At 63.7% G+C, this 25,394-nt stretch carries 23 protein-coding genes; 20 read left to right on the top strand and 3 right to left on the bottom strand.

Features of this window, described 5'->3' with window-relative positions; translation table 11 throughout:
* Positions 1–150: 150 nt before the first annotated feature.
* The 7 genes from rpoH (at position 151) to hutH (ending at position 8,113) form a co-directional block, all read left to right on the top strand.
* Entirely contained in the window at positions 151–1,005 is an 855-nt protein-coding gene (gene rpoH / locus AB5Y59_RS10900) for an RNA polymerase sigma factor RpoH (protein ID WP_029313526.1), read from the top strand.
* Between the two features lie 127 nt (positions 1,006–1,132).
* Positions 1,133–1,792: a carbonate dehydratase gene (gene can, locus AB5Y59_RS10895; RefSeq protein WP_010672606.1), complete on the top strand. Its 660-nt coding sequence runs from the start codon at positions 1,133–1,135 to the stop codon at positions 1,790–1,792.
* 10 nt (positions 1,793–1,802) lie between these two features.
* Complete coding sequence (gene hutC, locus AB5Y59_RS10890; RefSeq protein WP_041212197.1) at positions 1,803–2,507, top strand: histidine utilization repressor; 705 nt, start codon at positions 1,803–1,805, stop codon at positions 2,505–2,507.
* Between the two features lie 156 nt (positions 2,508–2,663).
* Entirely contained in the window at positions 2,664–3,899 is a 1,236-nt protein-coding gene (gene hutI, locus AB5Y59_RS10885) for an imidazolonepropionase (RefSeq protein WP_368211972.1), read from the top strand.
* Positions 3,892–4,830, top strand: coding sequence for a formimidoylglutamase (gene hutG, locus AB5Y59_RS10880; RefSeq protein WP_113069482.1), 939 nt, complete (start codon positions 3,892–3,894; stop codon positions 4,828–4,830). Before hutI ends, hutG begins: the two co-directional genes overlap by 8 nt.
* Before the next feature lie 45 nt (positions 4,831–4,875).
* Positions 4,876–6,579 (top strand): urocanate hydratase, encoded by a 1,704-nt coding sequence (gene hutU, locus AB5Y59_RS10875; protein WP_368211971.1) that lies wholly within the window; start codon positions 4,876–4,878, stop codon positions 6,577–6,579.
* A gap of 1 nt (position 6,580) precedes the next feature.
* Positions 6,581–8,113: a histidine ammonia-lyase gene (gene hutH / locus AB5Y59_RS10870; protein WP_368211970.1), complete on the top strand. Its 1,533-nt coding sequence runs from the start codon at positions 6,581–6,583 to the stop codon at positions 8,111–8,113.
* 192 nt (positions 8,114–8,305) lie between these two features.
* Here the strand turns inward: hutH and AB5Y59_RS10865 are convergent, their stop codons facing one another.
* Both AB5Y59_RS10865 and AB5Y59_RS10860 read right to left on the bottom strand, forming a co-directional pair.
* Positions 8,306–9,403: a calcium:proton antiporter gene (locus tag AB5Y59_RS10865; protein WP_010672612.1), complete on the bottom strand. Its 1,098-nt coding sequence runs from the start codon at positions 9,401–9,403 to the stop codon at positions 8,306–8,308.
* A 151-nt stretch (positions 9,404–9,554) separates the two neighbouring features.
* Entirely contained in the window at positions 9,555–11,090 is a 1,536-nt protein-coding gene (locus AB5Y59_RS10860) for an EAL domain-containing protein (protein ID WP_368211969.1), read from the bottom strand.
* Between the two features lie 513 nt (positions 11,091–11,603).
* Here AB5Y59_RS10860 and AB5Y59_RS10855 point away from each other — a divergent pair.
* Positions 11,604–13,523: an EAL domain-containing protein gene (locus tag AB5Y59_RS10855; protein WP_069652323.1), complete on the top strand. Its 1,920-nt coding sequence runs from the start codon at positions 11,604–11,606 to the stop codon at positions 13,521–13,523.
* Here AB5Y59_RS10855 and AB5Y59_RS10850 read toward each other — a convergent pair.
* A complete protein-coding gene (locus AB5Y59_RS10850; RefSeq protein WP_368211968.1) occupies positions 13,520–14,434 on the bottom strand; it encodes a 1-aminocyclopropane-1-carboxylate deaminase/D-cysteine desulfhydrase in 915 nt (304 codons plus the stop codon). The two genes, AB5Y59_RS10855 and AB5Y59_RS10850, sit on opposite strands and share 4 nt — an antisense overlap.
* A 120-nt stretch (positions 14,435–14,554) precedes the next feature.
* Here AB5Y59_RS10850 and AB5Y59_RS10845 point away from each other — a divergent pair, with 120 nt between their 5' ends.
* The 12 genes from AB5Y59_RS10845 (at position 14,555) to AB5Y59_RS10790 (ending at position 25,379) form a co-directional block, all read left to right on the top strand.
* Positions 14,555–15,418 carry a hypothetical protein gene (locus tag AB5Y59_RS10845; protein ID WP_041214302.1) on the top strand — a complete coding sequence of 288 codons (864 nt, stop codon included), beginning with the start codon at positions 14,555–14,557 and terminating at the stop codon, positions 15,416–15,418.
* Entirely contained in the window at positions 15,418–16,011 is a 594-nt protein-coding gene (locus tag AB5Y59_RS10840) for a PilN domain-containing protein (protein ID WP_216944789.1), read from the top strand. Before AB5Y59_RS10845 ends, AB5Y59_RS10840 begins: the two co-directional genes overlap by 1 nt.
* Positions 16,011–16,658, top strand: coding sequence for an MSHA biogenesis protein MshJ (locus AB5Y59_RS10835; protein ID WP_109421903.1), 648 nt, complete (start codon positions 16,011–16,013; stop codon positions 16,656–16,658). The genes AB5Y59_RS10840 and AB5Y59_RS10835 overlap by 1 nt, the downstream gene beginning before the upstream one ends.
* Positions 16,659–16,686: 28 nt before the next feature.
* On the top strand, positions 16,687–17,016 hold the full coding sequence (locus AB5Y59_RS10830; RefSeq protein WP_045522999.1) for an MSHA biogenesis protein MshK: 330 nt from the start codon (positions 16,687–16,689) through the stop codon (positions 17,014–17,016).
* A 70-nt stretch (positions 17,017–17,086) separates the two neighbouring features.
* Positions 17,087–18,763, top strand: a complete 1,677-nt coding sequence (gene mshL, locus AB5Y59_RS10825; protein ID WP_263309439.1) for a pilus (MSHA type) biogenesis protein MshL — start codon at positions 17,087–17,089, stop codon at positions 18,761–18,763.
* Positions 18,742–18,924: a hypothetical protein gene (locus AB5Y59_RS10820; protein WP_319860150.1), complete on the top strand. Its 183-nt coding sequence runs from the start codon at positions 18,742–18,744 to the stop codon at positions 18,922–18,924. The genes mshL and AB5Y59_RS10820 overlap by 22 nt, the downstream gene beginning before the upstream one ends.
* A complete protein-coding gene (locus AB5Y59_RS10815) occupies positions 18,915–19,805 on the top strand; it encodes an ExeA family protein (protein ID WP_010672622.1) in 891 nt (296 codons plus the stop codon). Before AB5Y59_RS10820 ends, AB5Y59_RS10815 begins: the two co-directional genes overlap by 10 nt.
* Entirely contained in the window at positions 19,802–20,938 is a 1,137-nt protein-coding gene (locus AB5Y59_RS10810; RefSeq protein ID WP_368211967.1) for a tetratricopeptide repeat protein, read from the top strand. The genes AB5Y59_RS10815 and AB5Y59_RS10810 overlap by 4 nt, the downstream gene beginning before the upstream one ends.
* 74 nt (positions 20,939–21,012) lie before the next feature.
* Positions 21,013–22,725 (top strand): MSHA fimbrial ATPase MshE, encoded by a 1,713-nt coding sequence (mshE, locus tag AB5Y59_RS10805; protein ID WP_029313535.1) that lies wholly within the window; start codon positions 21,013–21,015, stop codon positions 22,723–22,725.
* Positions 22,726–22,772: 47 nt separating this feature from the next.
* On the top strand, positions 22,773–23,993 hold the full coding sequence (locus AB5Y59_RS10800; RefSeq protein WP_048208884.1) for a type II secretion system F family protein: 1,221 nt from the start codon (positions 22,773–22,775) through the stop codon (positions 23,991–23,993).
* A gap of 191 nt (positions 23,994–24,184) precedes the next feature.
* On the top strand, positions 24,185–24,643 hold the full coding sequence (locus AB5Y59_RS10795) for a hypothetical protein (RefSeq protein ID WP_216944785.1): 459 nt from the start codon (positions 24,185–24,187) through the stop codon (positions 24,641–24,643).
* A gap of 76 nt (positions 24,644–24,719) precedes the next feature.
* Complete coding sequence (locus AB5Y59_RS10790; RefSeq protein WP_216944784.1) at positions 24,720–25,379, top strand: type II secretion system protein; 660 nt, start codon at positions 24,720–24,722, stop codon at positions 25,377–25,379.
* Positions 25,380–25,394: the final 15 nt, after the last annotated feature.

Genomic DNA, 25,394 nt, shown 5'->3' with positions numbered 1-25,394 from the left:
ACTGTTCATTTATGATTCATGCCGTCAGCCTAAGATAGGCCGGGTTCATGCTGGGGTGATGTATGATGCAGCACGCAGAATGATACCTGGTCGGTAGACACGTCTTCTCAGGGTGTTAGACTGATTCGATTGAAAAGTAAGAGGTAGAACATGGGAACTTCATTGCAACGCACTATGGCTCTGATTCCGCAAGGTAGTCTGGAAGGCTATATCCAGGCCGTCAACTCGATCCCTGTGCTGAGCGCAGAGGAAGAGCGCGAACTGGCGATGCGTCTGCAGCAGGATGGCGATCTCGAAGCTGCACGCCAGCTCGTTATGTCGCACCTGCGTTTTGTCGTTCACGTGGCCAAGAGCTACTCCGGCTATGGCCTGCCTCAGGCCGATCTGGTGCAGGAAGGCAACATCGGCCTGATGAAAGCCGTCAAACGCTTCGACCCGAGCGTGGGCGTGCGTCTGGTCTCCTTCGCCGTACACTGGATCAAGGCCGAAATCCACGAATATGTGTTGCGCAACTGGCGCATGGTCAAGGTGGCGACCACCAAGGCCCAGCGCAAGCTGTTCTTCAACCTGCGCAAGTCAAAAAAGCGTCTGGGCTGGCTGAACCACGAAGAGGTGCAGGCCGTGGCTGCCGACCTCGGGGTATCCGCTGCCGACGTCACCGAGATGGAAGCGCGCATGAGCAATTACGATCAGGCTTTCGATCTGGTCGGTGACGATGAAGACGAGGGTGGCTTCGCGCCGGTGCACTATCTGGAAGACAAATCTTCCGATCTCGCCGCGAACATCGAGAACGACAACTGGGACAGCCATGCCACCCGTCGTCTGAGTGCGGCCATGGCGACCCTGGACGAGCGCAGCCAGCACATCATCCGTGCCCGCTGGCTCGATGACGAGAGCAAGACCACCCTGCAGGAGCTGGCCGATACTTACGGCGTCTCGGCCGAGCGGGTGCGCCAGCTTGAGAAAAACGCGCTCAAGAAGCTGAAAGATGCCATGGATGCCTGACGGCCTCCTCCGGTAAGAAGCAGGGCCTGATGGCCCTGTTTTTGTTTTGCGGGGATCTGGTCGGCCTTGCCTTGGTTACCCTTGTGTATGGTATGTTGCCGCCATTGCCACAGTAGGGAGAGCAGAAGTGAAACTGTTGAACGACTTGTTTACCAACAACCGCGAGTGGGCGGAACGGATCAAGGCCGAGGATCCCAATTTCTTCGCTACCCTGTCCGCCCAGCAGGCACCCGAGTACCTCTGGATCGGCTGTTCCGACAGCCGGGTTCCCGCCAACCAGCTGATGGGGCTCTTGCCGGGGGACGTCTTTGTCCACCGCAACGTCGCCAACCTGGTGGTGCACACCGACTTCAACTGCCTCTCGGTGCTGCAATACGCGGTGGAGGTGCTCAAGGTGAAGCACATCATCGTCTGCGGCCACTATGGCTGCGGTGGGGTCAAGGCTGCGATGCAGAACCAGGAGCTGGGTCTCATCGACAACTGGCTGCGCAACATCAAGGACGTCTACTTCAAATACGGCGAACAGCTCGAAGCCATCGAGGATGAGCACGAGCGCTTCGACTACCTGTGCGAGCTGAACGTGGCCGAGCAGGTCGCCAACGTCTGTCACACCACCATCATCCAGAATGCCTGGCGCAAGGGGCAGGAGCTGGCGGTGCACGGCTGGATCTACGGCATCAAGGATGGCCTGCTGCACGATCTCGATCTCTGCATCAGCGGCCCTGACCAGATCCCGGACGTCTATCGCGCCTGGCCGGACATGCGTCCGCCCCATCGTCGCCGCTGAGGACCATCCGGTGGCTCCTGCGCTCTACCTTCAGATAAAGCAGCACATCCTGGACGGGATCCGCGAACGCCACTATCAGGCGGGCGACCGGATCCCGACCGAGGCCGCCCTGTGCGAGCAGTTTGCCGTGAGCCGCATGACGGTGAACAAGGCGCTGCGTGAGCTGGTGGCCGAAGGCTGGCTGGTGCGCACCGCCGGATCCGGCAGTTTCGTGGCCGACAGGCGTACCGAGTCGCCGCTCCTGGCGATTCGCAATATTGCAGACGAGATCGCCGAGCGGGGCAGCGAGTACAGCGCGCGGGTGATCCGGCTGCAACGTCAGGCCGCCGACGAGAAAGTGGCGGTGCGTCTGGGCCTGCGGGTCGGGGCGCCCACCTTTCACAGCCTCATCGTCCATCAGGCCGATGGGGAGCCGCTGCAACTGGAGGAGCGCTTCGTCGATGCCGAGCGACTGCCCGGCTATGGCGAGCAGGATTTCACCCAGCAGACGCCAAACAGCTATCTGATGGAGATCTGCCCCCTCTCCGAGATGGAGCACGTGGTAGAAGCCGTGTTGCCGAGTGCTGGTGAAGCTGGACTGCTGCAAGTGAGGGTCGACACCCCCTGCCTGCTGCTGCACCGGCGCACCTGGTCAGACGGTTGTCTGGTCTCCTATGCCAGATTGTTGTCGCCGGGTTCCCGCTACAAGCTGAGCTCCAAGACGCGCCTCGCATAATTGTATATACAAATTAAGCATTTAAAAGCCCACCTCTCGGTGGGCTTTTTTGTGCTTACACTCTAATAAAGCCGCTGTTATCAAGATGTGAACTTGATCCTTCCTTTCTTTTCAGAGATCGGCTATAAATTATTGTATATACATTTAGAGGTCGGTATGAACAAGGAACTGTTGAACTGCGAGCGGGTCTGGCTCAACGTGACACCCGCCACCCTGCGCCCCGATCTGGCGGACTACGGCCTGCTGGAGCCCCATGCCCTTGGCGTGCGGGATGGCAAGATCCACGCTCTGGTCCCCATGCAGGATCTCAAGGGCCCCTATGCCGCCTCCTGGCAGGACATGAAGGGGAAGCTGGTCACCCCCGGTCTTATCGATTGTCACACCCACCTCATCTTCGCCGGCAGCCGCGCCGAAGAGTTCGAACTTCGCCAGAAGGGAGTCCCCTATGCGGAGATTGCCCGCAAGGGGGGCGGTATCATCAGCACGGTGCGCGCCACCCGGGCAGCCAGCGAGGAGCGGCTCTATGAGCTGGCGTTGCCGCGGATCAAGTCCCTGATCCGGGAAGGGGTCACCACAGTCGAAATCAAGTCCGGCTACGGCCTCACCCTGGAAGACGAGCTCAAGATGTTGCGGGTGGCCCGTCGTCTGGGAGAGACGCAGCCCATCCGGGTCAAGACCACGCTGCTGGCGGCCCATGCGGTGCCGCCGGAGTATCGCGACGATCCCGACTCCTGGGTCGAGACCATCTGCCAGGAGATCATCCCGGCGGCGGCCGAGGCAGGTCTGGCGGATGCGGTGGATGTCTTCTGCGAGCACATCGGCTTCTCCCTTGCCCAGACCGAGCAGGTCTATCTGGCAGCGGATCAGTACAACCTCGCGGTGAAAGGACACATGGATCAGCTCTCCAACCTGGGGGGCAGCACGCTCGCCGCCCACTTCGGTGCCCTCTCGGTGGATCATCTGGAATATCTGGATCAGGACGGGATCCAGGCGCTGGCCCACCGTGGCGTGGTCGCCACCCTGCTGCCGACCGCTTTCTATTTCCTCAAGGAGACCAAGCTGCCCCCGATCGCCGCCTTGCGCAAGGCGGGGGTACCCATGGCTGTCTCTTCCGACATCAACCCAGGCACGGCCCCCATCGTCTCCCTGCGCATGGCTATGAACATGGCTTGCACCCTGTTTGGCCTGACTCCGGTGGAGGCCATGGCCGGGGTGACCCGCCACGCCGCTAGGGCGCTTGGCGAGCAGGAACGGCTGGGGCAGCTCAAGATCGGCATGCTGGCGGATTTCCTTGTCTGGAACTGCGGCCATCCGGCCGAGCTCAGCTACCTCATCGGCGTCGATCAGCTGGTGAGCCGTGTGGTCAACGGGGAGGAGACCCTTCATGGATAAGTTCAACGGGATCGACATGTCGGTCTGGCAGGGGCGTCAGGATCCCGAAGACGGCGAGCTGGCTCTGCGCTGGCACGATAGGGTGCAACCCTGGCAGGAGAATCGCGAACCCGGCGTGGTGCTGCTCGGCTTTGCCTGTGACGAAGGGGTCCGCCGCAACAAGGGACGAGTAGGCGCGGCCGGTGCACCGCTGGCGGTGCGCAAGCTGCTGGCCAACACGGCCTGGCATCTGGGCGCCCCCGTCTATGACGGCGGGGATCTGGCCTGTGAGGACGGCGATCTCGATGCCGCCCACGGGCGCTTGGCCGAGCGGGTCGCGAGTGCGCTGGATCAGGGGCACTTCCCCCTGGTGCTGGGAGGCGGCCACGAGGTGGCGTTCGGCAGCTGGAGCGGCCTGAACCGTCATCTTGGCGGCGAAGGGCGGGTCGGGATCATCAATTTCGACGCCCACTTCGATCTGCGCATGAAACAGGAGCAGGCGAGCTCGGGCACCCCCTTCTTCCAGATTGCCGAGCAGTGCGCCGCCCAGGGCACCCCCTTTCACTATGCCTGTCTCGGGGTGGCCGAAACCGCTAATACCGCGGCGCTCTTTGCCCGCGCCGAGGCGCTGGGAGTTTGGCACGTGCTGGACGAGGCGATGACGCAGACCGAGCTGCCAGCCTTGCTAGGCGGGCTGGATGCCTTCATCGCCCGTTGCGACCACCTCTATCTCACCATCGATCTCGACGTGCTGCCGGCGGCGGTGATGCCGGGAGTGAGCGCTCCCGCTGCTCGCGGCGTGGAGCTGGCGGTCATCGAACCGCTCATCGCCCATATCCGGGCCAGCGGCAAGCTCAGGCTCGCCGATCTGGCCGAGTACAACCCGAACCTGGATCAGGACAACCGCAGTGCCCGCGTGGCTGCGCGCCTGGTTCACCAGTTGACCAAGTAGTGGCGCACCGCGCCGCCTGACTGCATCGCTAAACAAGGAGTGTCTATGTCTGTACAACACGAGGATCCCCGCCACGATCCGAGCCGCGTGATCCGTGCTCCCCACGGCACCCAGCTGACAGCCAAGAGCTGGCTCACCGAAGCGCCACTGCGGATGCTGATGAACAATCTGGATCCGGATGTTGCCGAGCATCCCCAGTCCCTGGTGGTGTACGGCGGCATCGGCCGCGCCGCCCGCAACTGGGCCTGCTATGACAAGATCGTCGAGGTGCTGACCCGGCTCGAGGACGATCAGACCCTGCTGGTGCAATCCGGCAAGCCGGTCGGGGTGTTCCAGACCCACAAGGATGCGCCGCGGGTGCTCATCGCCAACTCCAACCTAGTGCCCCACTGGGCCAATTGGGAGCACTTCAACGAGCTCGACAAGAAGGGTTTGATGATGTATGGCCAGATGACCGCCGGCTCCTGGATCTACATCGGCACCCAGGGCATCGTGCAGGGCACCTACGAGACCTTCTTCGCGGTGGCCAACCAGCACTTCAACGGTGAACCCAAAGGCCGCTGGATCCTGACCGGGGGCCTGGGTGGCATGGGCGGTGCCCAGCCCCTTGCCGCCACCATGGCCGGTTTCTCCATGATCGCCGTGGAGTGCGACGAGACCCGTATCGATTTCCGTCTGCGTACCCGCTACGTCGACAAGAAGGCCCACAGCCTGGATGAGGCGCTGGCCATGGTCGAGGAGGCCAAACGCAGCGGTACCGCCGTCTCCGTCGGCCTGCTCGGCAACGCCGCCGACGTCTTCGCCGAGCTGGTGGCTCGCGGCATCACGCCGGACGTGGTGACCGACCAGACCTCCGCCCATGACCCGGTACACGGCTACCTGCCCCAGGGCTGGAGCGTGGCCCAATGGCGCGATCTGCAAAAGAGCGCACCGGACGAGGTCAACGTGGCGGCTCGCCGCTCCATGGCCCGTCAGGTCGAAGCCATGCTGACCCTGCAATCCCGCGGCGCCGCCACGCTCGATTACGGCAACAACATCCGCCAGATGGCGCTGGAAGAGGGGGTCAAGAATGCCTTCGACTTCCCGGGCTTCGTGCCGGCCTACATCCGCCCGCTGTTCTGCGAGGGCATTGGCCCGTTCCGCTGGGTAGCGCTCTCCGGCGACCCGGAAGACATCTACAAGACCGACCAGAAGGTAAAAGAGCTGATCCCGGACGATCCCCACCTGCACAACTGGCTCGACATGGCCCGCGAGCGCATCGCCTTCCAGGGCCTGCCGGCGCGGATCTGCTGGGTTGGCGTCAAGGATCGGGTGCGTCTGGGCCTGGCCTTCAACGAGATGGTGAAGAATGGCGAGCTGAAGGCTCCGGTCGTCATCGGCCGTGACCACCTGGACTCCGGCTCGGTGGCGAGCCCGAACCGCGAGACCGAATCCATGATGGATGGCTCCGACGCCGTTTCCGACTGGCCGCTGCTCAATGCCCTGCTCAACACCGCCGGCGGTGCGACCTGGGTCTCCCTGCACCACGGTGGCGGGGTCGGCATGGGCTTCTCCCAGCACTCCGGCGTGGTGATCGTCTGTGACGGCACCGACGATGCCGCCAAGCGGGTCGGCCGCGTGCTGCGCAACGACCCGGCCACCGGGGTGATGCGTCACGCCGACGCCGGCTACGAGATTGCCATCAACTGTGCCGTTGATGCGAAACTGGATCTGCCGATGATCGACGCCACCGGCAAAGGGGTGAAATAAGATGTTCGAACTCAATCTGCAACCGGGCAAACTCTGCCTCGCCACCCTGCGTCGTGTCAGCCGCGAGCCGGTACACGTCAGCCTGGATCCGGCTGCCCTGGCGGGGATCCACGCCTCCGCCGCCGTGGTCACCAAAGTGATCGAGCAAAACCGGGTGGTCTACGGCATCAACACCGGCTTTGGCCTGCTGGCCAACACCCGCATTCCGGTGGAGCAGCTGGACGAGCTGCAACGCTCCATCGTGCTCTCTCATGCGGCAGGGATTGGCGAGTACATGGATGACGCCACCGTGCGGTTGATGATGGTGCTCAAGGTCAACTCGCTCGCCCGTGGCTTCTCCGGCATCCGGCTGACGGTGCTCGAGGCCCTGATGACCCTTATCAACGCCGAGGTCTACCCCGTGGTGCCGAAGAAGGGCTCCGTCGGCGCTTCCGGCGATCTGGCGCCCCTGGCCCACATGAGCTGCCTGCTGATCGGTGAAGGCAGGGCCCGTCACAAGGGCGAGCTGATCGACGCCGCCACTGCCCTGAAGATTGCAGGATTGGAGCCCATCGCCCTGGCGCCGAAAGAGGGGCTGGCCCTGCTCAACGGCACCCAGGCGAGCACCGCCTTCGCGCTGGAAGGGCTGTTCCATGCCGAGGATCTCTACGCCGGCGCCATCACCATCGGTGCCATGAGCGTTGAAGCGGCCCTCGGCAGCCGCCGGCCGTTCGATGCCCGCATCCACGAGGTGCGCGGTCAGCGCGGCCAGATCGATGCGGCCGCCTGCTACCGCCACCTGCTGGTGGACGGCAGCGAGATCGGCATGTCCCACCACAACTGCGAGAAGGTGCAGGATCCTTACTCCCTGCGCTGTCAGCCCCAGGTGATGGGCGCCTGCCTGACCCAAATCCGCCAGGCCGCCGAGGTGCTGGTGTGCGAGGCGAATGCGGTCTCCGACAACCCCCTGGTGTTTGCCGAGGATGAGGAGATCATCTCCGGCGGCAACTTCCACGCAGAACCCGTGGCCTTTGCAGCCGACAACCTGGCCCTGGCCATCGCCGAGATCGGGTCGCTGTCCGAGCGGCGTATGGCGCTGCTGATCGACTCACGCATGTCCGGCCTGCCGGCCTTCCTGGTGAACAACGGCGGGGTGAACTCCGGTTTCATGATCGCCCAGGTCACCTCGGCGGCCCTGGCCTCCGAGAACAAGACCCTGGCCCATCCGGCCTCGGTGGACAGCCTGCCCACCTCGGCCAACCAGGAGGACCACGTCTCCATGGCCACCTTCGCCGGTCGCCGGCTGGCGGACATGGCCGAGAACACCCGCGGCATCCTGGCGGTGGAACTGCTGGCAGCGGCCCAGGGGCTCGACTTCCGCGCTCCCCTGCGCTCCACCGAGCTCATCGAGCTGGCCAAGGGCCGTCTGCGGGAAGAGGTCAGCTTCTATGACAAGGACAGGTACTTTGCACCGGACATCGAGGCGGCCGCCGCCCTGCTGGGCCGTGCCAGCTACAACGACCTGATCCCGGCAGGGACCCTGCCCAGCCTCTGAATTGGAGCCTGAGCAACCATAAAAAAGACCGCCCATGGGGCGGTCTTTTCATTTTCGTCTCCCGCGCCTCGCGTCGGGGCCATCGGAAGTGCGCTGCGCAGAGTGGCAGCAGACAGAGGCGGCGGCTTTATCCGTGTTCAAACATCCGGAACAGATAAACCACGAACAGCACTGGGGTGAGTGCTGGCAGCCTTATCCGTGTTCAAACATCAGGAACAGGTAAACGACAAACAGCACAAGATGGGTGGCGCCGTGCAGGGCGTGGGTGCGGCCGCTGCTGAAGGTCACTTTACATACCATGAGGGTGGTGATGAGCAGCACCATGTCGGCAGGGGAGAGGCCCAGGCGCACTTCCTGCCCCATCAGGGAGCCGATGAAGAGCACGGAGGGTACCGTGAGGGCGATGGTGGCCAGCACGGAGCCGAAGTAGAGATTCATGGCCCGCTGCAACTGGTTGTTGAAGGCCGCCTTGATGGCGCCGACCGCTTCGGGGGCGAGCACGATACAGGCGACGATGAAGCCACCCAGTGCCATCGGGGCTTCCATCACGTGTACCCCGTAGTTGATGGGGATGGCCAGGGTCTTGGCCAGCAGGATCACCACCACCAGGTAGGCGAGCAGCAAGAGGGTGTGATAGACGTTGCTCTGCAGCGGGCCGTGGTGATCCTCGAGATCCTCGTGATCGCTGTCGACGAAGAAGTGGCTGTGGCTGCGGGTCTGGATCAGCAGGAAGACACCATAGAGCAGGATGGAGATGATGATCAGCATCCATGACATGGCCTTGGAGAGGCTGCCCAGAGTGCCGCCCTGGGTGAAGTTCGGCAGAACCAGACAGAGCAGTGCCAGGGGAATGATGGCCACCAGATAGGATTTGACCCCGTCCAGATTGAAGTTCTGGGTGTGATAGCGCCAGCCGCCAAACAGCAGGGTGAAGCCCACCAGACCGTTGGTGACCAGCATCACCACCGCGAACATGGTGTCCCGTGCCATGGTGGGATTGGGATCGCCGGTCAGCATGACGGAGGAGATCATCACCACTTCCAGGGAGATGACCGAGAGGGTCAGGATCAGGGTTCCGAAGGGTTCCCCGAGCTTGATGGCGAGGGCGTCAGAGTGACGCACGACGGAGAAGATGGCCCAGGTCACGATGGCAAGCAGGGCCAGCGACACCGGCAGGTAGACCGCAAGGGGGGTTGTCTCTGCCAGCAGGTCGCTCCCCAGGGTTTTGAAGAAGAGCAGGGTCAGCAGACCGGCAGGCAGAGCAATCTCTTGTCGGATAAAAGACTTCATAGGCAGTGGTTCTCATCTCGGGGCGGCCTCGGCCGACGGGGTATGGAGCGACTTGGTGCACCCAAGGTGCACAGACCCATGATAAGGGGAGATGCTCCTCATGCGGAGCATCATTTTGTTGCAAAGGGTGAGAGGCGGGGCAGATACCGCCTCAGTGCGGGTTGGAGGGGCTGGTTGTCTCGCCCTCTTGCCATGCCATCAGCCAGATCTTCAGTTTGCTCAGGGGCATGGGCTTGGCATAGACGTAGCCCTGGATCAGATGGACTCCGTGGCGATACAGATAATCCACCTGCTCCTGGGTTTCGACCCCTTCGGCGATCATCTCCATGCCCGATTTGAGGCCGAAGGCGATGGTGGCATCCAGCACGCTGCGCTTGAGGTCGTCCGTGCCTATGGTATCCACGAACATCTTGTCGATCTTGATCTGGCGAATGCCGAGCCGTTGCAGGTAGGCAAAGCCGCCATAGCCGGTACCGAAGTCATCCAGCTTGAAGTGATAGCCCCTCTCCTGCAGGGCTGCGATCTCCGCCATGGCCCCCTGGATGTGCTTGATGGGATCCCGCTCGGTGAGTTCGAAGGTGAGGCGGGCCGGCGAGGGCCAGCCATGGCGCTGCAACTGGGTGCGCAGACGAGGCTGCTCGATATGGCCCGCCACCAGATTGACGCTGACCCACTGGTGCGGGGCCAGGACGGGGAGATCCGCCAGGATGCGCTCCAGCAGTTGATCCGTCATCGGCAGGATCAGCCCCTGCTCCTCCGCATAGGCGATGAAGGTGCCTGGCGACACCAGATCCCGTCCTCGCTGCCAGCGCAGCAAGGCCTCGAATCCCACCACCCTTCGGTTTCTGCTGTCCACTATGGGCTGATAGAAGGGGATGAACTCCCGCCGAGCCAGCCCTCTTTGCAGCAATCCTTTGAGGGAGCGCCGGTAGTTTCTAAGGCTCCAGTAGAGGGCAGCCAGCAGCGCCCCCAGCGCCCCGGCCGACCAGAGGCCATAGCGGTGTATCTGTGAGCGGGCGTAGCGTTTCAGTGCCTCGCCAGCCCAGAGGGTCTGCTCCACCTGATGCTGGGGGTCGAAACTGAGCAGCCGCATCGGGTGTGCTTCTTCTCGAATGTGCTTGTTGCCACGGGGGAAAAAGAGCCCGAACTGGGCCGGGTGCTTGTGGTTGAACTCCAGATAGAAACAGTCGTTGCAGGGGGTGCGCAGCAGCTCATGGCTCCAGCTGCTGTCGAGCACCCAATAGGCCAGATTGCCGTTGCGTCTCGCATAGACCAGGGTTTCGCGTTCGGTATCGAACATGGGGGCCGTGCTGGAGAGGTGAAAATCAGGGGAGACCGGCATGCCGGCGTCGGCAAGCTGGGGCAGCGCGGGGCCCAGGGTGGAGCAGCCGCTCCCGTTGGCAAGCTGCAGGCCGGCCAGGCGAATATGGCGGTTGTAATACTGGGGTGAGCGCAGCAGCGCCATGTCTGTGGGGCCGCAATCGAAGGCAAAGTGGGCGAGTTGGGCGGGGACATCGTGATCCAGGAGCAGGTTGCGCTCCTGCTGGTAGTCGAGCAGAGCCCTTTCCTTTGTCTGCAGCAGGTGGTGAGCCAGCTTGTCGCTCAACAGGGGAGTGAGCAACAGCATCAGCAGCGGGGGCACACAGAAGAGGGCCAGAGGAATCCATAGCGGAGATCGTGCTGACATGGTGAGCATCCTTCTTCCATGAAATGAAACAACCCGATTGAGACTCAAGCATCATAGCATTAGCTGCATCGATTTGAGCCAAGTTGGTCACACTTGGAACAAAAACGATAATTAATTGATAAATAAAGGATATGGCTACACACCTGAACAAGATTCAATCGCTGACCTGTCATAAATGACAATTGTCCAGCTTATCTGAAGTGGCTAAAGTAGCGGTGCGGTTTGACTCACCGTGTGTTCAATACTCCTGTATCTATTTTTGTCAGTAGCACAGAGTGTTAGTTTTGATATGAGTGTTTCTTTTGGTCCCCGTTGTGGGACCATTTTTCTGTCCGCTCCTCAGCCTGTGTCCCCTCGCTCTCTCCCTTGATGCCTCTTTTGTGGCCCGCACAACGGCGCCGCATGACGCAGCCGCCCGCTTATTTGCAGAAGCGGGATCTTCATCCATAGGCGGCGTTTGGTCTGGGCTGATACCATGATGCCCTATGGATGCTGTCGGCTACGGAAAGGCACATGAAACTGACCACTCAACTCGTCTCTTTTATTACGCTGTGCGTGATCTCGGCCATGGCCATGGTGATGCTTGGCGGGGTCTTCAGTTTCCGCCAGATGGGAATGGAGCTGCAGCAGAACCGGGTAGACTCCCTGGTGGAGATCATCGACAAGCAACTGGGGGTGACCGATGACCAGCAAGCCCTTGCCCGGTGGCTGCCCTCCCTGTTGCGGGCCTCCCATGTGGTGGAGCTGGAGATCCGTCAGGACAAGCAGCGGGTCTACTGGTTTCGCGATGTGCAGCAGCAGACGGACGAGAGCCTGCTGATCGCCTACAGCGAGGCGATCCCCAATCAGGCCGGGATGCGGGCCGACTTCAAACTGGACAGGCCGTTCAAGGAGTTCGAGTACTCCATGAAGGCGATGTTCGGCATCTCTCTGGGTATCTTCATCGTGGTGTTCGGGCTCTGGTACTCCATCCGCTGGCTGCGTCAGCAGTTGCGCGGTGCCGAGCTGCTGGCGGAGCGTGCCCAGCTGATCCTGGATGGCAAGCTGACCAAGCTGGCCCATGATCCTGCCGAAGAGTGGCCTGTCTCGGCCAGTCAGGCCCTCACCCATCTGCTGACCGAGCTGGCCGACGCCCGCAAGGAGCGTAGCCGCTTCGACAACTTCATCCGCAGCAACGCCTTCGTCGACAAGACGACGGGCATCGGCAACCGCCTCTTCTTCGACAACCGGCTGGAGAGCGCCATCATGGAGGCAAGCGTGATCAGCGGCGGTGTGCTGCTGATCGAGTTGGCCGGTCTGGAGGAGCTGGATCCCGAGCTGAGCGGGCGCCCGAGCCAGGAACTCCTGATGGAGGCGAGCGCCACCATCGCCGCCTTCGTGCGCAAGCACAGCGGAGCCCTGCAGGCGCGCTATGCCGGTCAGGTCTTTGCCGTGCTGCTGCCAAACATGTCAGAGAGCGAGATGGTGGACGGTGCCAGCCAGTTGCTCAAGAGTCTGCAGCGGCTGCACTGGCCCGAAGCGGTCAATGCCGACACCGCCGTCTATCTCGGTGCGGTCTGCTATCAGGCACAGGATTCCCTGCTCAAGGTGCAGGAAGAGGCAGAGCTGGCGCTCAAGAGCGCACGCCTGCAAGGACACAGCGGCTGGTTCTTGTTCGAGAAATCCCTCAACGAGGAGGCGAGCAGCAAGGGAACGGTGCGCTGGCGCACCCTGATCAGCCGTCGCATCGAGGAGCAGGGCATCGACTTCTACGTCCAGCCAGTGCAGCAGGAGCGGGATCAGGTGGTGTTGCAGCAGGAGCTGCTCATCCGCCTTCACGACGAGCAGGGCCGGGAGCTGCAGGCGGGGGTCTTCATGCCCATGGCGGAGAAGGCCGGTCTGCTGCTGCCGCTGGACAGGCTGGTGGTGGCCCGAGCCTTGCGACTGCTGCGCCAGCGACCGGCATCGAGCTGCCCCATCAGCCTCTCTCTGTGCGCCCAGAACCTGCTCACCCGCGAGTTCCAGCGCGAGCTCTTCTTCGAGCTGTTCCAGTTGCCGCGCAGTACCAACGAGGGGTTGATCCTGCAGTTGTCGGAGTCTCAGGTGACCCGCCACTACGAGGCCCTCAAGCGGCCGCTTCGGGCGATGCGCATGCTGGGGTGCAGGCTGGCCATCGATCATGCGGGCCAGGACGTGGTGAGCACCCAGTACATCAAGGAGTTCGAGATCCACTTCCTCAAGCTGCACCCCAGCCTGGTGCGGGAGATCCACCTGCGCCAGGTCAACCAGATGGCGGTACGCAGTCTGGTGGGGGGCTGTGCCAATACCCAGACCCGGGTCATCGCGGTGGGGGTGGAGAGTGGCGACGAGTGGAAGATGCTGCGACACCTAGGCGTGCATGCCGGTCAAGGTCCCTGGTTTGCCGACCCCGAGCCCCTCAACCTGCCTGACTAGCGCCCCGGCCGGGGTGACAGGCGGCCCTGCTCCTGCAGGCCCGCCAGCCCCTGCAAGCCACCGGTGTGGATGAAGATGATCTTGCTGCCGCGCGCAATGCGGCCTGCCGCCAGTTCGCGAAACAGCCCCCACATCGCCTTGCCACTGTAGATGGGTTCCAGCGGCAAGCCGGTTTCGGCACTGAATGCCTGCACCCATTGCCAGAGTGCCGGACTGAACCTGGCATAGCCGCCGTCGTGGTGATCCAGCGCAATGCGCCAGCCCGGAGTAGTGGCCGCTGCCGGATGCAACCGGCATACCTCGCCGGTGATGAAGTCGGCCCCCTTGAGCACCGCGATGGCCAGGATCTGCTCCTGCGCCCGCTTGCCCGCGATGAGCCCCGCCAGGGTGCCGCCGCTGGCGCAGGGCAGCACCCAGAGATCCGGCGAGAAGGGCACCTCGTCGACCAGCTCGGCCACTCCGGGGACGGCCAGCGGGCTGCTGCCTCCTTCCGGTACCAGCAGGGTGTCGTCATCCTCGAACCGGGCAAGCCATTCGGGATCCTGGCGCCGGCGATAGTCCTGCCGGTCGACAAAAACGAGATCCATGCCCCAGCCTTTCGCCGCTTTCAGGGTGGGATTGCTGACGGTATCCCCTTCACCGCGTATGATGCCCGTGGTGCGCAGTCCCAGTCTGAGTCCTGCTGCGGCCAGGGCGTGAATGTGATTGGAGTAGGCGCCGCCAAAGGAGAGGATGTGGCCCTTGCCCAGCATCTGTGCCTGTTGCAGATGGTATTTGAGCTTTCGCCACTTGTTGCCGGAGAGGGTCGGGTGGATCAGATCGTCCCGCTTGCACCAGAGCGTGACGTCATGGGCTGCCAGCAGAGGATGTCGGATCCGGTGCAGGGGGGAGGGGAGCTGAAGGGGCGCCATGGGATCGTCTCCCGTGGGTGCCAGCGTGGCCGTCGATGCGTCGTTTGTCATAAAGTTGGAGGCTAATAGCCTGTTTATGTTAAGGTTTAGTCCGTTTTACGCGGCCAGGTGAAGATCCAGATGAAGTCACTGTTCAGGCGTTCTCCCTCCAGCCATCAGGTCGGGATCCTGCTGGCCAGCGATCGCATTCTGCTGGCCTGCGTGGACCCCGTTCCCGTGTTTGCCAGCCAGCCTGTCAACGGCCCCCACGACTGGTCCAAGGCCCTGGCCGAGCTGTTTTCCCGGCACGGTCTGGCCAAGTCTAAGGTGCGGGTGGCCCTCGCGGCCAGCCTTTATCAGCAGATCCAGATCGACAAGCCCGCCGTCCCCGATGCCGAGATGGCGGGGGCTCTGCCCTGGGCCATCAAGGATTTCGTCAACGAGCCGGTGTTGCAGCTCGCCATGGATTATGTGGACCTGCCGACGCCCCCTGCCGGGCGTCCGCGCATCAACGTTGTCTGCATGCCCAAGAGCCGGGTGCAGCAGGTGGCGGATGCGGTCAACGGCGCGGCAACCCTGGAGGCCATCGTCAGTGACGAGCTGGCCATGACGGCCCTCTACGAGGCGGACCAGATGGTGCGCATGCTGCTCTGGCAACCCCGGGGGCAGGAGCTGCAACTGCTGGTCTTCCATCGGGGCGGACTCTGTTTCTCCCGCCAGTTGCGCGGATTTGCGAGCCTCACCGGCAGCCATGAGCCAGATGCCGACCAGCTCGATGCGCTGGCGCTGGAGATCCAGCGATCCATCGATTATCTGGCTGGCCATCTCAAGCTGCCCGAGCCCGGCCAGTTGCAACTGGCCATCGCCTCCTCCGCCATGGGGGTACTGGTGCGTCACCTGGAACAGACATTCGGTTTCCCGGTGTCGGCCATGGCAAACAAGGCGGTACTGGCAGGAGTCGAATACCTCAGTGCCTATGGCGCGGCCCTGGGCAGGAGCGACTGATGAAACACCATATCAACCTCTATGGCGCCGAATTCCGGCCAAGACGCCTGTGGGCCAGCCTGCCCCAGATGGCGTTGGTCTGGGGCGGCGTCCTGGTGCTGCTGCTGGGGGCCACCCTCCTCTATGGCTGGCAACAGCAGGGCCTCGATCGTGAATTGGCTGGCGTGCGGGCACAGCTCGACGTGCAGCGCGGCGAGGCCAGGCGTCTCGATGCGGAGCTGGCGCGCCATCTGGCGAATGCAGACTTGCAGCGGCAACTGGCCGACAAGCGGGAAGAGCTGGGGGCCAAACAGGCGCTGATGCAGCAGCTTGGCCACCTCTCCCTGCAAAAATCCCAGGGCTATGCGGGCGTGATGGCGGACCTTGCCCGCCTGCGGGATCCCCGCCTCTCCCTGCAACGGATCGAAATTAGCGACGGGCGCATCAACCTCGCGGGCGTGGCCGAACGCAGTCAGGACGTGCCCGCCTGGGTGAACCGCTTCAAGCAGACCCCCTCCCTGGCGGGCAAGCAGTTTGGCGAGCTCACCCTGAGTCGGGACAAGGAGGGCCAGCTTGCCTTCCAGCTCAGTGGCATAGCGCGGGAGACTCCCTGATGGACATGAAGGCACAATGGCAGGGATGGGCGCAGCAGATCGCAGCCCTCAGCCTGCGCGAGCGGATCCTCATTCTGTTGACCGGGGTCGTGCTGCTCGGGGCCATGGGCATCTATGGCTGGCTGGATGACGCCGACACCCGGCTGGGCCAGGATCGGCTGGCCCTGGCTGCGGCGCAGCGGGATCTGGAGATCCTGACCCTGGAAAACCAGGGCAAGCAGGCCAGGCTGGGGCGGGATCCCGATGCCCAGGTGCGCGATCAGCTCGCCGGCGTCGAGACGTCCCTGCGCCAGATGGATGCCGAGCTGCTGGCTCAGACGGTGGATCTGATCCCCGCCCACGAAATGCCCGCGGTGCTGGAGGCCCTGTTGTCCCGCTCAGCCAACCTGCATATGCTGGCGCTCACCTCCCTCAAGCCCGAGCCGCTGATGGCCGGGGAGCAGAAGGTGAACCTGTTCAGGCACGGCATCCGGCTTCAGCTGGAGGGCGGCTATTTCGATGTCTACCAGTACCTGAAAGCGCTCGAAGCCCTGCCTCGGCACTTCTACTGGAAGGGCTTTGACTACCGGGTGGTCGAGCATCCCAAGGCGGCGGTAGCGATGGAGATCTACACCCTCAGCACCAGCAAGGAGTTCATCCGTGGTTAAGCGGCATGTCGGCGGGACGGGATCCCGCATTTTTGCCTTCTCATCCTGGCGCTGGCTGGCCCTGTGGGGGAGCCTGCTCGCGCTGCAGGCCCAGGCCGAGGTGCTGCAGGATCCCACCATGCCCCTGGCGGGATCCGGTTCGGCGGCGAGTGTCGCCAAGGAGGCCGGTCTGCCCAGGTTGCAGAGCGTCATCCTGGGGAGCGGGCCCGCCCTGGCGGTGCTCGACGGTCAAAGCTACCGGGTCGGCCAGCAGGTCAACGGATTCCGGCTGGTGGGGATCAGCGCCGACAGCGTGGTGCTGGAAAAAGCGGGCAAACGCCAGACACTGACCCTGTTTGGCAGCAAGATCCGGATGTGAAGTGGGTGTCGCACGGGATGGTGCGGGCCAGGTTTGTCGAGTTTCATAGCGAGTCAGGTGCACGAATAACATGAAAAAACACCATTTTTGTCTGCTTCCCCTCGCGCTGGCGGTGGCGGGTTGCACTACCTATCGTCACCCCGAGCCGGTACAGGCCAAAGATGCACTCAAGCAGGCGATGAGCGAGCAGAGCCCGACCGCCCCCCTGACTTCCCTGCCGCCCTCGGTGCAGAGCGAGCTGTTGCAGCTCAATCGTCCCCAGCAGCCGATGACCATTCCCGAGAAGCGGATGCGCATCGCGGCCCATGACGTGGACGCGGTGGAGTTCTTCGGCTCCCTGTTCAAGGGCTCCCGCTACAGCGTGGCGGTCCATCCCGGTGTGGCGGGCGTCATTTCGGTAGAGCTCAAGGATGTGACCCTGCAGGAGGCGCTGGCGACCGTCGGCGACATGTACGGCTTCGACGTACAGCGCAAGGGCAACGTGTTCCACGTCTATCCCGCCGGTCTGCGTACCGAGACCATTCCGGTCAACTACCTGATGATGGCCCGGCGCGGTCTCTCCCGTACCTCGGTGAGCACAGGCGGGGTGACGGCCAACGACAACAACAATGGCAATAACAACAACTTCGACAACGGCCTGAACAACAGCGGCAACAACAACAACCAGGGCAACACCGCCAACGGTGACAACAACACCAACAGCAACGGCACCCGCATCGAGACGGACAGCAACAACGACTACTGGACCGATCTGCGGGATGCCCTGCAGACCCTGATCGGCACAGGGGAAGGGCGGGCCGTCATCACCAGTCCCCAGGCGGGCCTGGTCACAGTGCGTGCCTATCCCAAGGAGCTCAAGGCGGTGCGCGAGTTCCTGGACCAGTCCGGCGAACACCTCAAGCGCCAGGTGGTGCTGGAGGCGCGGATCCTGGAAGTGTCCCTCAACGAGGGTTATGAGCAGGGGGTGGACTGGAGCGGCCTCTCCGCGAGTTGGGACGGCGGCAAGGGCATCACGGGGGGCGGCTCCCTCATGGACAGCCCCATCGCTTCGACCCCCAACCAGATCTTCCGGGCTCTGGGGGGGGGCGCCGGTTTCACCATCTCCGATGGCAACTTCAACGTCGCGGTCAGCCTGCTCAAGACCCAGGGGGACGTGAACACCCTCTCCAGCCCGCGCGTGACGGCCACCAACAACCAGAAAGCGGTGATCAAGGTGGGGACGGACGAATACTTCGTCACCAACGCCTCGACCACCACCACCACCTCGGGGACTTCGGCCCCCATCGTCACCCCGAACGTGGAGCTGACCCCCTTCTTCTCGGGGATAGCCCTGGACGTGACGCCCCAGATCGACGAGCAGGGCAAGGTATTGCTGCATATCCACCCCTCCGTCATCGACACCGAGGAGCAGAGCAAGACCATCAGCGTCGGCACCGCCGATCCCCTGGTGTTGCCGCTGGCCAAGAGCTCCATCCGCGAGTCCGATACCGTGGTGCAGGCCAACAATGGGGACATCATCGTCATCGGTGGTCTGATGAAGACCGACAGGCAGGAGATTGTCAGCAAGGTGCCCCTGCTGGGTGACATCCCCTGGGTCGGCGAGGCCTTCACCAACCGCCGGGAGAGCAACCGCAAGGTGGAGCTGGTGATCCTGCTCAAGCCCACCGTGGTGGAAAAGGACACCTGGCAGAAAGAGCTGCAACGCTCCTCCGAGCTGCTCGATAAATGGTATCCCCCCAAGGGCTGATCCGGGATGACGCGCCTGTTGAGCACTCCTTCTCCCATGTGGCGGCGCCTCCCGGCTGCCGCCACTCTGCCCTGCCCGACGGCGGTGGCGCCATGTCGCTGATCCGGGGCTGTCTGCGGCTGCGCACCCGGGACTCTGGCCGGGAGGGGGCATGTATCTGAGCCACTTCGGACTGCGGGAGGCCCCCTTCGGCCTGACCCCGAACACTGGTTTCTATTACGGCCTGCCCCCCCACGAGGAGGCCATGCAGGTGCTCAACTGGGCGCTTTCCCAGGGGGAGGGGTTCATCAAGGTGACCGGCGAGGTCGGCACCGGCAAGACCCTGCTCTGTCGCAAACTGCTGAGCGAGCTCGGCTCCGAGGCCTGCCCGGTGCGCCTGGCCTGGCTGCCCAACCCCCATCTCACTCCGGGGGAGCTGCGCACGGCCCTGGCCCTGGAGCTGGGGTTGACGCTGGCGGGGGAGAGCGAGCTGGATCTCACGGATCGTATTCACCGCCATCTGATCTCCCTGCATCGGCAGGGGAGCCGGGTGGTGGTGCTGATCGACGAGGCGCAAGCCCTGCCGGACGAGACCCTGGAGGCAATCCGGCTGTTTGGCAACCTGGAAACCGAATCCAGCAAGCTGCTGCAAATCGTGCTGTTCGGCCAGCCCGAGCTGGATGCCAGGCTCGGGCAGCCCCGTCTTCGCCAGTTGCGCCAGCGCATCGGTTTTTCCTACCGCCTGCGGCCGCTGCGGCTCGACGAGACCCGGGCCTATCTGGAGTACCGGCTGCAGGTGTCCGGCTATCGCGGGGCCGCCCTGTTCGATGGCCGCGCCCTGCGCAGGCTGTGGCGCGCATCCCGCGGCATTCCCCGCCTCATCAACATACTGGCCCAGAAGTGCCTGATGCTGGCCTATGGCCGCGGTGTGCGGCGGATCGACAGCGCCCTGGTCCGGCTCGCCATCCGGGATACCGATGATGCCCGCCGTGGCCGTCTCACCCTCTGGTGGCCCCTGTTGTTGTTGCTGGGCACTGCCCTGGCGTATGGAGTCTGGTCATGAGCGTGATCAATCAGATGCTGAAAGATCTGGATAGGCGTCAGCAAGAGGCCGAGGGAGCCGCCGTCTATGTGGCGCCGGTGCACCAGCAAGGCTGGTGGATGCTGGTGCTGACCCTGCTGTGTACCCTGGCCTTGGGGATCCTCGGCTGGCGCACCTGGATCTTCTGGCAGCAGAGCCAGCGAGCCTCCCTGCCAGCGGCGCAGGTCGAGGCCCTCCGCACTGTCCCTGCGGCGGCGCCATCCGCGCCCCTGGCGGTGGTGGCCACCACGCAGGCGGTCTCCTCTGCTGCGCCAGTGGCAAAGGTGCCCGCCGCCAGTGCCGAGTCGACCGCCGCGAGAGTGGCCCCCTCCGCAGCCGAGCAGGCTCCGGCCGATGAGGCCGTGCTCGCCGATGAGGGCAATCCGGAGGAAGCGCTGGGGGACGAGACGATCCCGAGCGACGAGGAGCTGCAGCCGGACCTCTATGCCGAGCTGGCCGCGGAGCAGAGCGCCGAAGAGGCGCCTGCACCCGCCGCGCCGCGCAAACCCGGGATCCTGAAGATCGAGACGGTGGAACTCTCCGACGCCGAGCTGGCCACCCTGGCCGAGCGCAAGGCGACCACGGCCATGGCCAAGGGACGGATGCAGGAGGCGCAGGATGGCTACTACGAGGTGCTGGCCCACGATCCCCACAACCAGGGGGCACGGGAACAGCTGGCGGGCCTGCTCTATGGCGCCGGACGGCTGACCGAGGCCGCCCAGGTGCTGGAAGAGGGGCTGAGGCTGGATCCCGCGCAGGCGGACCTGCGTCTGCTACTGGCCCGTGTGGCCATCAGCGGCGGGGATCGGCAGAAGGCGTTGGAGTGGCTCACCGGCTATCAGCCCGATATTGCCAGCAATCTGGATTATTACGCCACCTGGGCCGGTCTTGCCCAGGAGCTGGGGCAGCCTGTCCAGGCGTCCGAGATGTACGTCAGGCTGCTGCGCCAGCAGCCGGATCAGGGGCGCTGGTGGCTGGGACTGGGGGTGGCGGAGGATGGTCAGGGACACCGTCAGCGGGCACTGGATGCCTATCGCAATGCCCAGTTGCACGGCAATCTGGGGGAGGCCTCCACCCAATGGCTCGAACAACGAATTGGCCAACTGACCCATTGATTAAAGCGGCAGTTCGATGAGCCCATGCCATCGGACCGGGCAGCGGGCGTGAAGCAACAGAGATCGGAGCAACAATGGCACAACCCAGACTGAAAATGCGCCTAGGCGACCTGCTGGTACAGGAACAGATCATCTCGGATGATCAGCTGCAGCTCGCCCTGCAGCAGCAGCGCCAGACCGGCCGCAAGCTGGGGACCACCCTCATCGATCTCGGCTTCATCAGCGAGGTGCAACTGCTGACCTTCCTTGCCCGTCAGCTGGATGTGCCCTTCTTCGATCTCAACAACCTCACCATCGACGTCTCGGCCGTGGCGCTGTTGCCCGAGGTGCAGGCGCGTCGCTACCGGGCGCTGGCCGTCAACCTGAGCGACGACAAGGTCACCGTGGTGATGTCGGATCCGGCGGATCTGAGCGCCCTCGACGCCATCGCTGCCCTGCTCAGCCCGCGGGAGCTGGTGCTGGCCGTGGCCCGTGAAGGCCAGCTGCTGGAGTATTTCGACCGCCTCTATCGCCGCACCCGGGAGATAGAGAACTTCGCGGTGCAACTGCACGAAGAGCACCAGGAGACCGGCTTCGAGCTGGGGGCCGGCAGCCTCAATGCCGCAGCCGACGAGGGGGAGGCGACGGTGGCCAAGCTGCTGCGCTCCCTGTTCGAGGACGCGGTACAGGTGGGGGCCTCCGACATCCATATCGAACCGGACGAGAAGGTGCTGCGCATTCGCCAGCGTATCGACGGCGTGCTGCATGAGAACATCCTCAACGAGGTGCGCATTGCCCAGGCGCTGGTGCTGCGCCTCAAGCTGGTGGCCGGGCTCGACATCTCGGAGAAGCGTCTGCCCCAGGATGGCCGCTTCAATATGAAGGTGCGCGGCCGCGACGTGGATGTGCGGATGTCCACCATGCCGGTGCAGTACGGGGAATCCGTGGTGATGCGGCTGCTGGATCAATCTTCCGGCATCTTGTCGCTCGCCGAGACCGGGATGCCACCCGCCATCCTGACCCGCTTCCGTCGTCAGCTCAAACGCCCTCACGGCATGATCCTGGTGACGGGGCCGACCGGTAGCGGCAAGACCACGACGCTCTACGGCGCCCTCTCCGAACTCAACCAGGCCAGCCACAAGATCATCACGGTGGAAGACCCGGTGGAGTACCGTCTGCCCCGCATCAGCCAGGTGCAGGTCAATCCCAAGATAGGGCTCACCTTCTCCCAGGTGCTGCGCTCCACCCTGCGCCAGGATCCGGACATCCTGCTGGTGGGGGAGATGCGGGACAACGAGACGGTGGAGATCGGCCTGCGCGGCGCCATCACGGGTCACCTGGTGCTGACCACCTTGCACACCAACGACGCCGTGACCAGCGCCCTGCGTCTCATCGACATGGGGGCGCCCGGCTATCTGGTGGCGAGCGCCCTGCGGGCCGTGGTGGCCCAGCGCCTGGTGCGGCGGGTGTGTGAACACTGCGCCTGCGAGACGGCGCCGGACGAGGGACAGGCCACCTGGCTCTCTGTGCTCTCCGGTGAAGCGCCGGGGCAGCATCGCTATCGCAAGGGACGAGGCTGCCAGAGCTGCAACTTCACCGGCTATGCGGGCCGGATCGGGGTCTACGAGCTGCTGGAGCTGGATCAATCCATGATGGATGCCCTGCGCCGCAACGATGCCGAGGGGTTTGCCCGGGCGGCACGGGCGCATGAGCACTACCGCCCCCTGGCCCTGACGGCGCTCGACTATGCCCGGGAGGGGATCACCTCGGTGGACGAGGTGCTTCGGCTGGCCGAGGACCTGGGGTAACGCATGAGGCATCTGGATCGTACTGAATCACTCTTCCGGGGTCGCCCATGAACCGTTTTGCCTACAAGGGGCGTGACAGCCAGGGCCAGGCCGTCAGCGGCGTGGTGGAAGCGGTCAGCGAGCTGGCCGCCGCCGAGCAGCTGATGCGCCGCGGGGTGATGCCCACCGAGCTGAAGGCCGGCAAGGCCAGGTCTGCCAGCATCGACTGGTCGCTGCTGCTGGAAGGGAGCGTCAAGCTGGAGGAGCTGGTGGTCTTCAGCCGCCAGATGTATGCCCTGACCCGTGCAGGCATCCCTATCCTGCGCGCCATCGCGGGGCTGGAGGAGAGCGCCCACAGCAAGCCCCTCAAGCGGGCGCTTCACGCTCTGGGGGAGGATCTGGCCAACGGCCGGCCGCTGTCGAGCGCGATGCAGTCGCACCCGAAGGTGTTCAGCAGCCTCTTCGTGGCCATCATCCACGTGGGGGAGAACACGGGTCAGCTGGAGGAGGCCTTCCTGCAGCTCGCCAACTATTTCGATCTGGAGCTGGAGACCCGCAAGCGGATCAAGACCGCCATGCGTTACCCCACCTTCGTGCTGATTGCCATCGCCGTCGCCATGGTGATTCTCAACATCATGGTGATCCCCGTCTTTGCCGGGATGTTTGCCAAGTTCGGGGTGGAGCTGCCGCTGGCGACCCGTATCCTGCTGGCCACCTCCCACTTCTTCGTTCACTACTGGTGGCTGCTGCTCGCCATCCTGGTGGGAGCTGTCGTCGGCTGGCGACGCTGGGTCGCCACCACCAAAGGCAGGCTGGCCTGGCACAGATGGCAGCTGCGGCTGCCCATCGTCGGCTCCATCATAGAGCGCTCCCTGCTTGCCCGTTTTGCCCGCAGCTTCTCCATGATGCTCAAGGCCGGGGTGCCGCTCAACACGGCGCTGACCCTGGTGGCCGACGCGGTGGACAACGCCTGGATGGCGGGACAGATCCGCGACATGCGGGGCGGCATCGAGCGCGGCGAGAGCCTGCTGCGCACCGCCGGCGCCAGCGGCCTGTTCACTCCATTGGTGATGCAGATGATCGCGGTGGGGGAGGAGACCGGCCAGGTGGACGAGCTGCTGCACGAAGCGGCCGAGTATTACGAGCGTGAGGTGGATTATGACCTCAAGAGCCTCACCGCCCGCATCGAACCCATCCTCATCGGCATAGTGGCGGTCATGGTACTGGTGCTGGCCCTGGGTATCTTCACTCCCATGTGGGACATGATGAGAGCTGTTCGCGGTCAGTGACAGGGTTCAGCATCTTTACTCCCTTGATGATGGGACATGATGAGAGCTGTTCGCGGTCAGTGACTGGATTCAGCATCTTCACTCCTCTGATGGTGGGACATGATGAGAGCGGTGCGCGGCCAGTAGGCAGTATCTTCACGGTCATCCGGATGCTGCCCGTGCCGGGCACAGAGAACAAGGTATGAAAGAGCATGAGCAGAGAGGCCGAGCAGGATGAGCACTGGCTGGGGGGATATCGGCGGGTCGTCGTCTTTATCCTGCTGGCGGTCATCGTCACGACCCTGGTCATGAGCTATCGCAATCACAGGGAAGAGGCGCTGGCCATCAGCGCCAGCCTGCTCGGTGAGCAGTTCGCACAGCGGGCCCAGCGCCTGCACGGACGTTGGCTCGACGAGCGGCGTCCGTCGGTGCTCCATGCCGAGGGCACAGCCTGGCAGTTCGATGAGCGGGGCTGGCCTCTGGCGGTGTTGCCGCGCCAGTCGCCATCGGCCGATTGCCGTCAGCTCTGGCTCGCCCTGCTGGGGCACGATGAGGGGCTCTTATCCTGGCAGGCCCTTGCCAGCGAAGGGGGGGGCGGGTGTGAATTCGGCCAGGAAGGGCACTGGCTGCACTACAGCTTCACCGATGGCCGGGTGGTGGCCCGCCCCTGATTGGGTGCTTCAAGTATTTCATTGACATGATTTTTTTCTATCCGCATGAAATAATGCGGACCATTACGGAGGCAGCATGGCAGCAAAGAGAGTGAGACCCGTTCGGGCGCTTGGCCGGATGGCCGGTTTTTCCTTGATTGAGCTGGTGATCGTCATCGTGATCCTGGGGATCCTGGCCGTCACCGCCTTGCCCCGTTTTCTCGATGTGACCGACGAGGCGAAGAAGGCGAGCGTGGAAGGGGTGTCCGGCGGTTTCGCCACCGGGGTGTCCCTGGTGCGTGCCCAGTGGGAGGCCGAAGGGCGTGCCAGGCAGGATGGGCTCAACACCGTGCTCTATGACGGCTCGCGTTTCTATCTGACCACGCCGACCGACAGCCAGGTCAGCAATGGCGAGCTCTCTCCCGGGTATCCCATGGACACGGCAGCAAGCGGCACGCCCGATGTGGATCCGGCCAGCCTGACGGCGACCCGCTGCCTCAATATTTGGGAGGGGTTGTTGCAGAATCCTCCCAAGGCTACTGCCCGCTTTGACGAGGTGCGCGGTAGCGGCAATGACCTGAAGTTCTATGCCACGGTGAGCAACAATGGACTGGATTCGGTCTGCCGTTACTATCTGGTCAACAGCCTGAGCAAGGGAAGTGATGGACGTTATCAGGACCCGCAAGGGAGCACGGATGCGTTCATGAGTTTCAGTTATCGCCCGGCCTCCGGCCAGGTGACCACCCATATCAATTGATAAACCGAGGAAAGA

The sequence above is a fragment of the Aeromonas sp. s10 genome, assembly GCF_040907975.1.
In the GTDB taxonomy this organism is placed as follows: domain Bacteria; phylum Pseudomonadota; class Gammaproteobacteria; order Enterobacterales; family Aeromonadaceae; genus Aeromonas; species Aeromonas caviae.
Note: the sequence above shows the minus strand (reverse complement) of the source record. Positions and strands in the feature narration are given on the sequence as shown.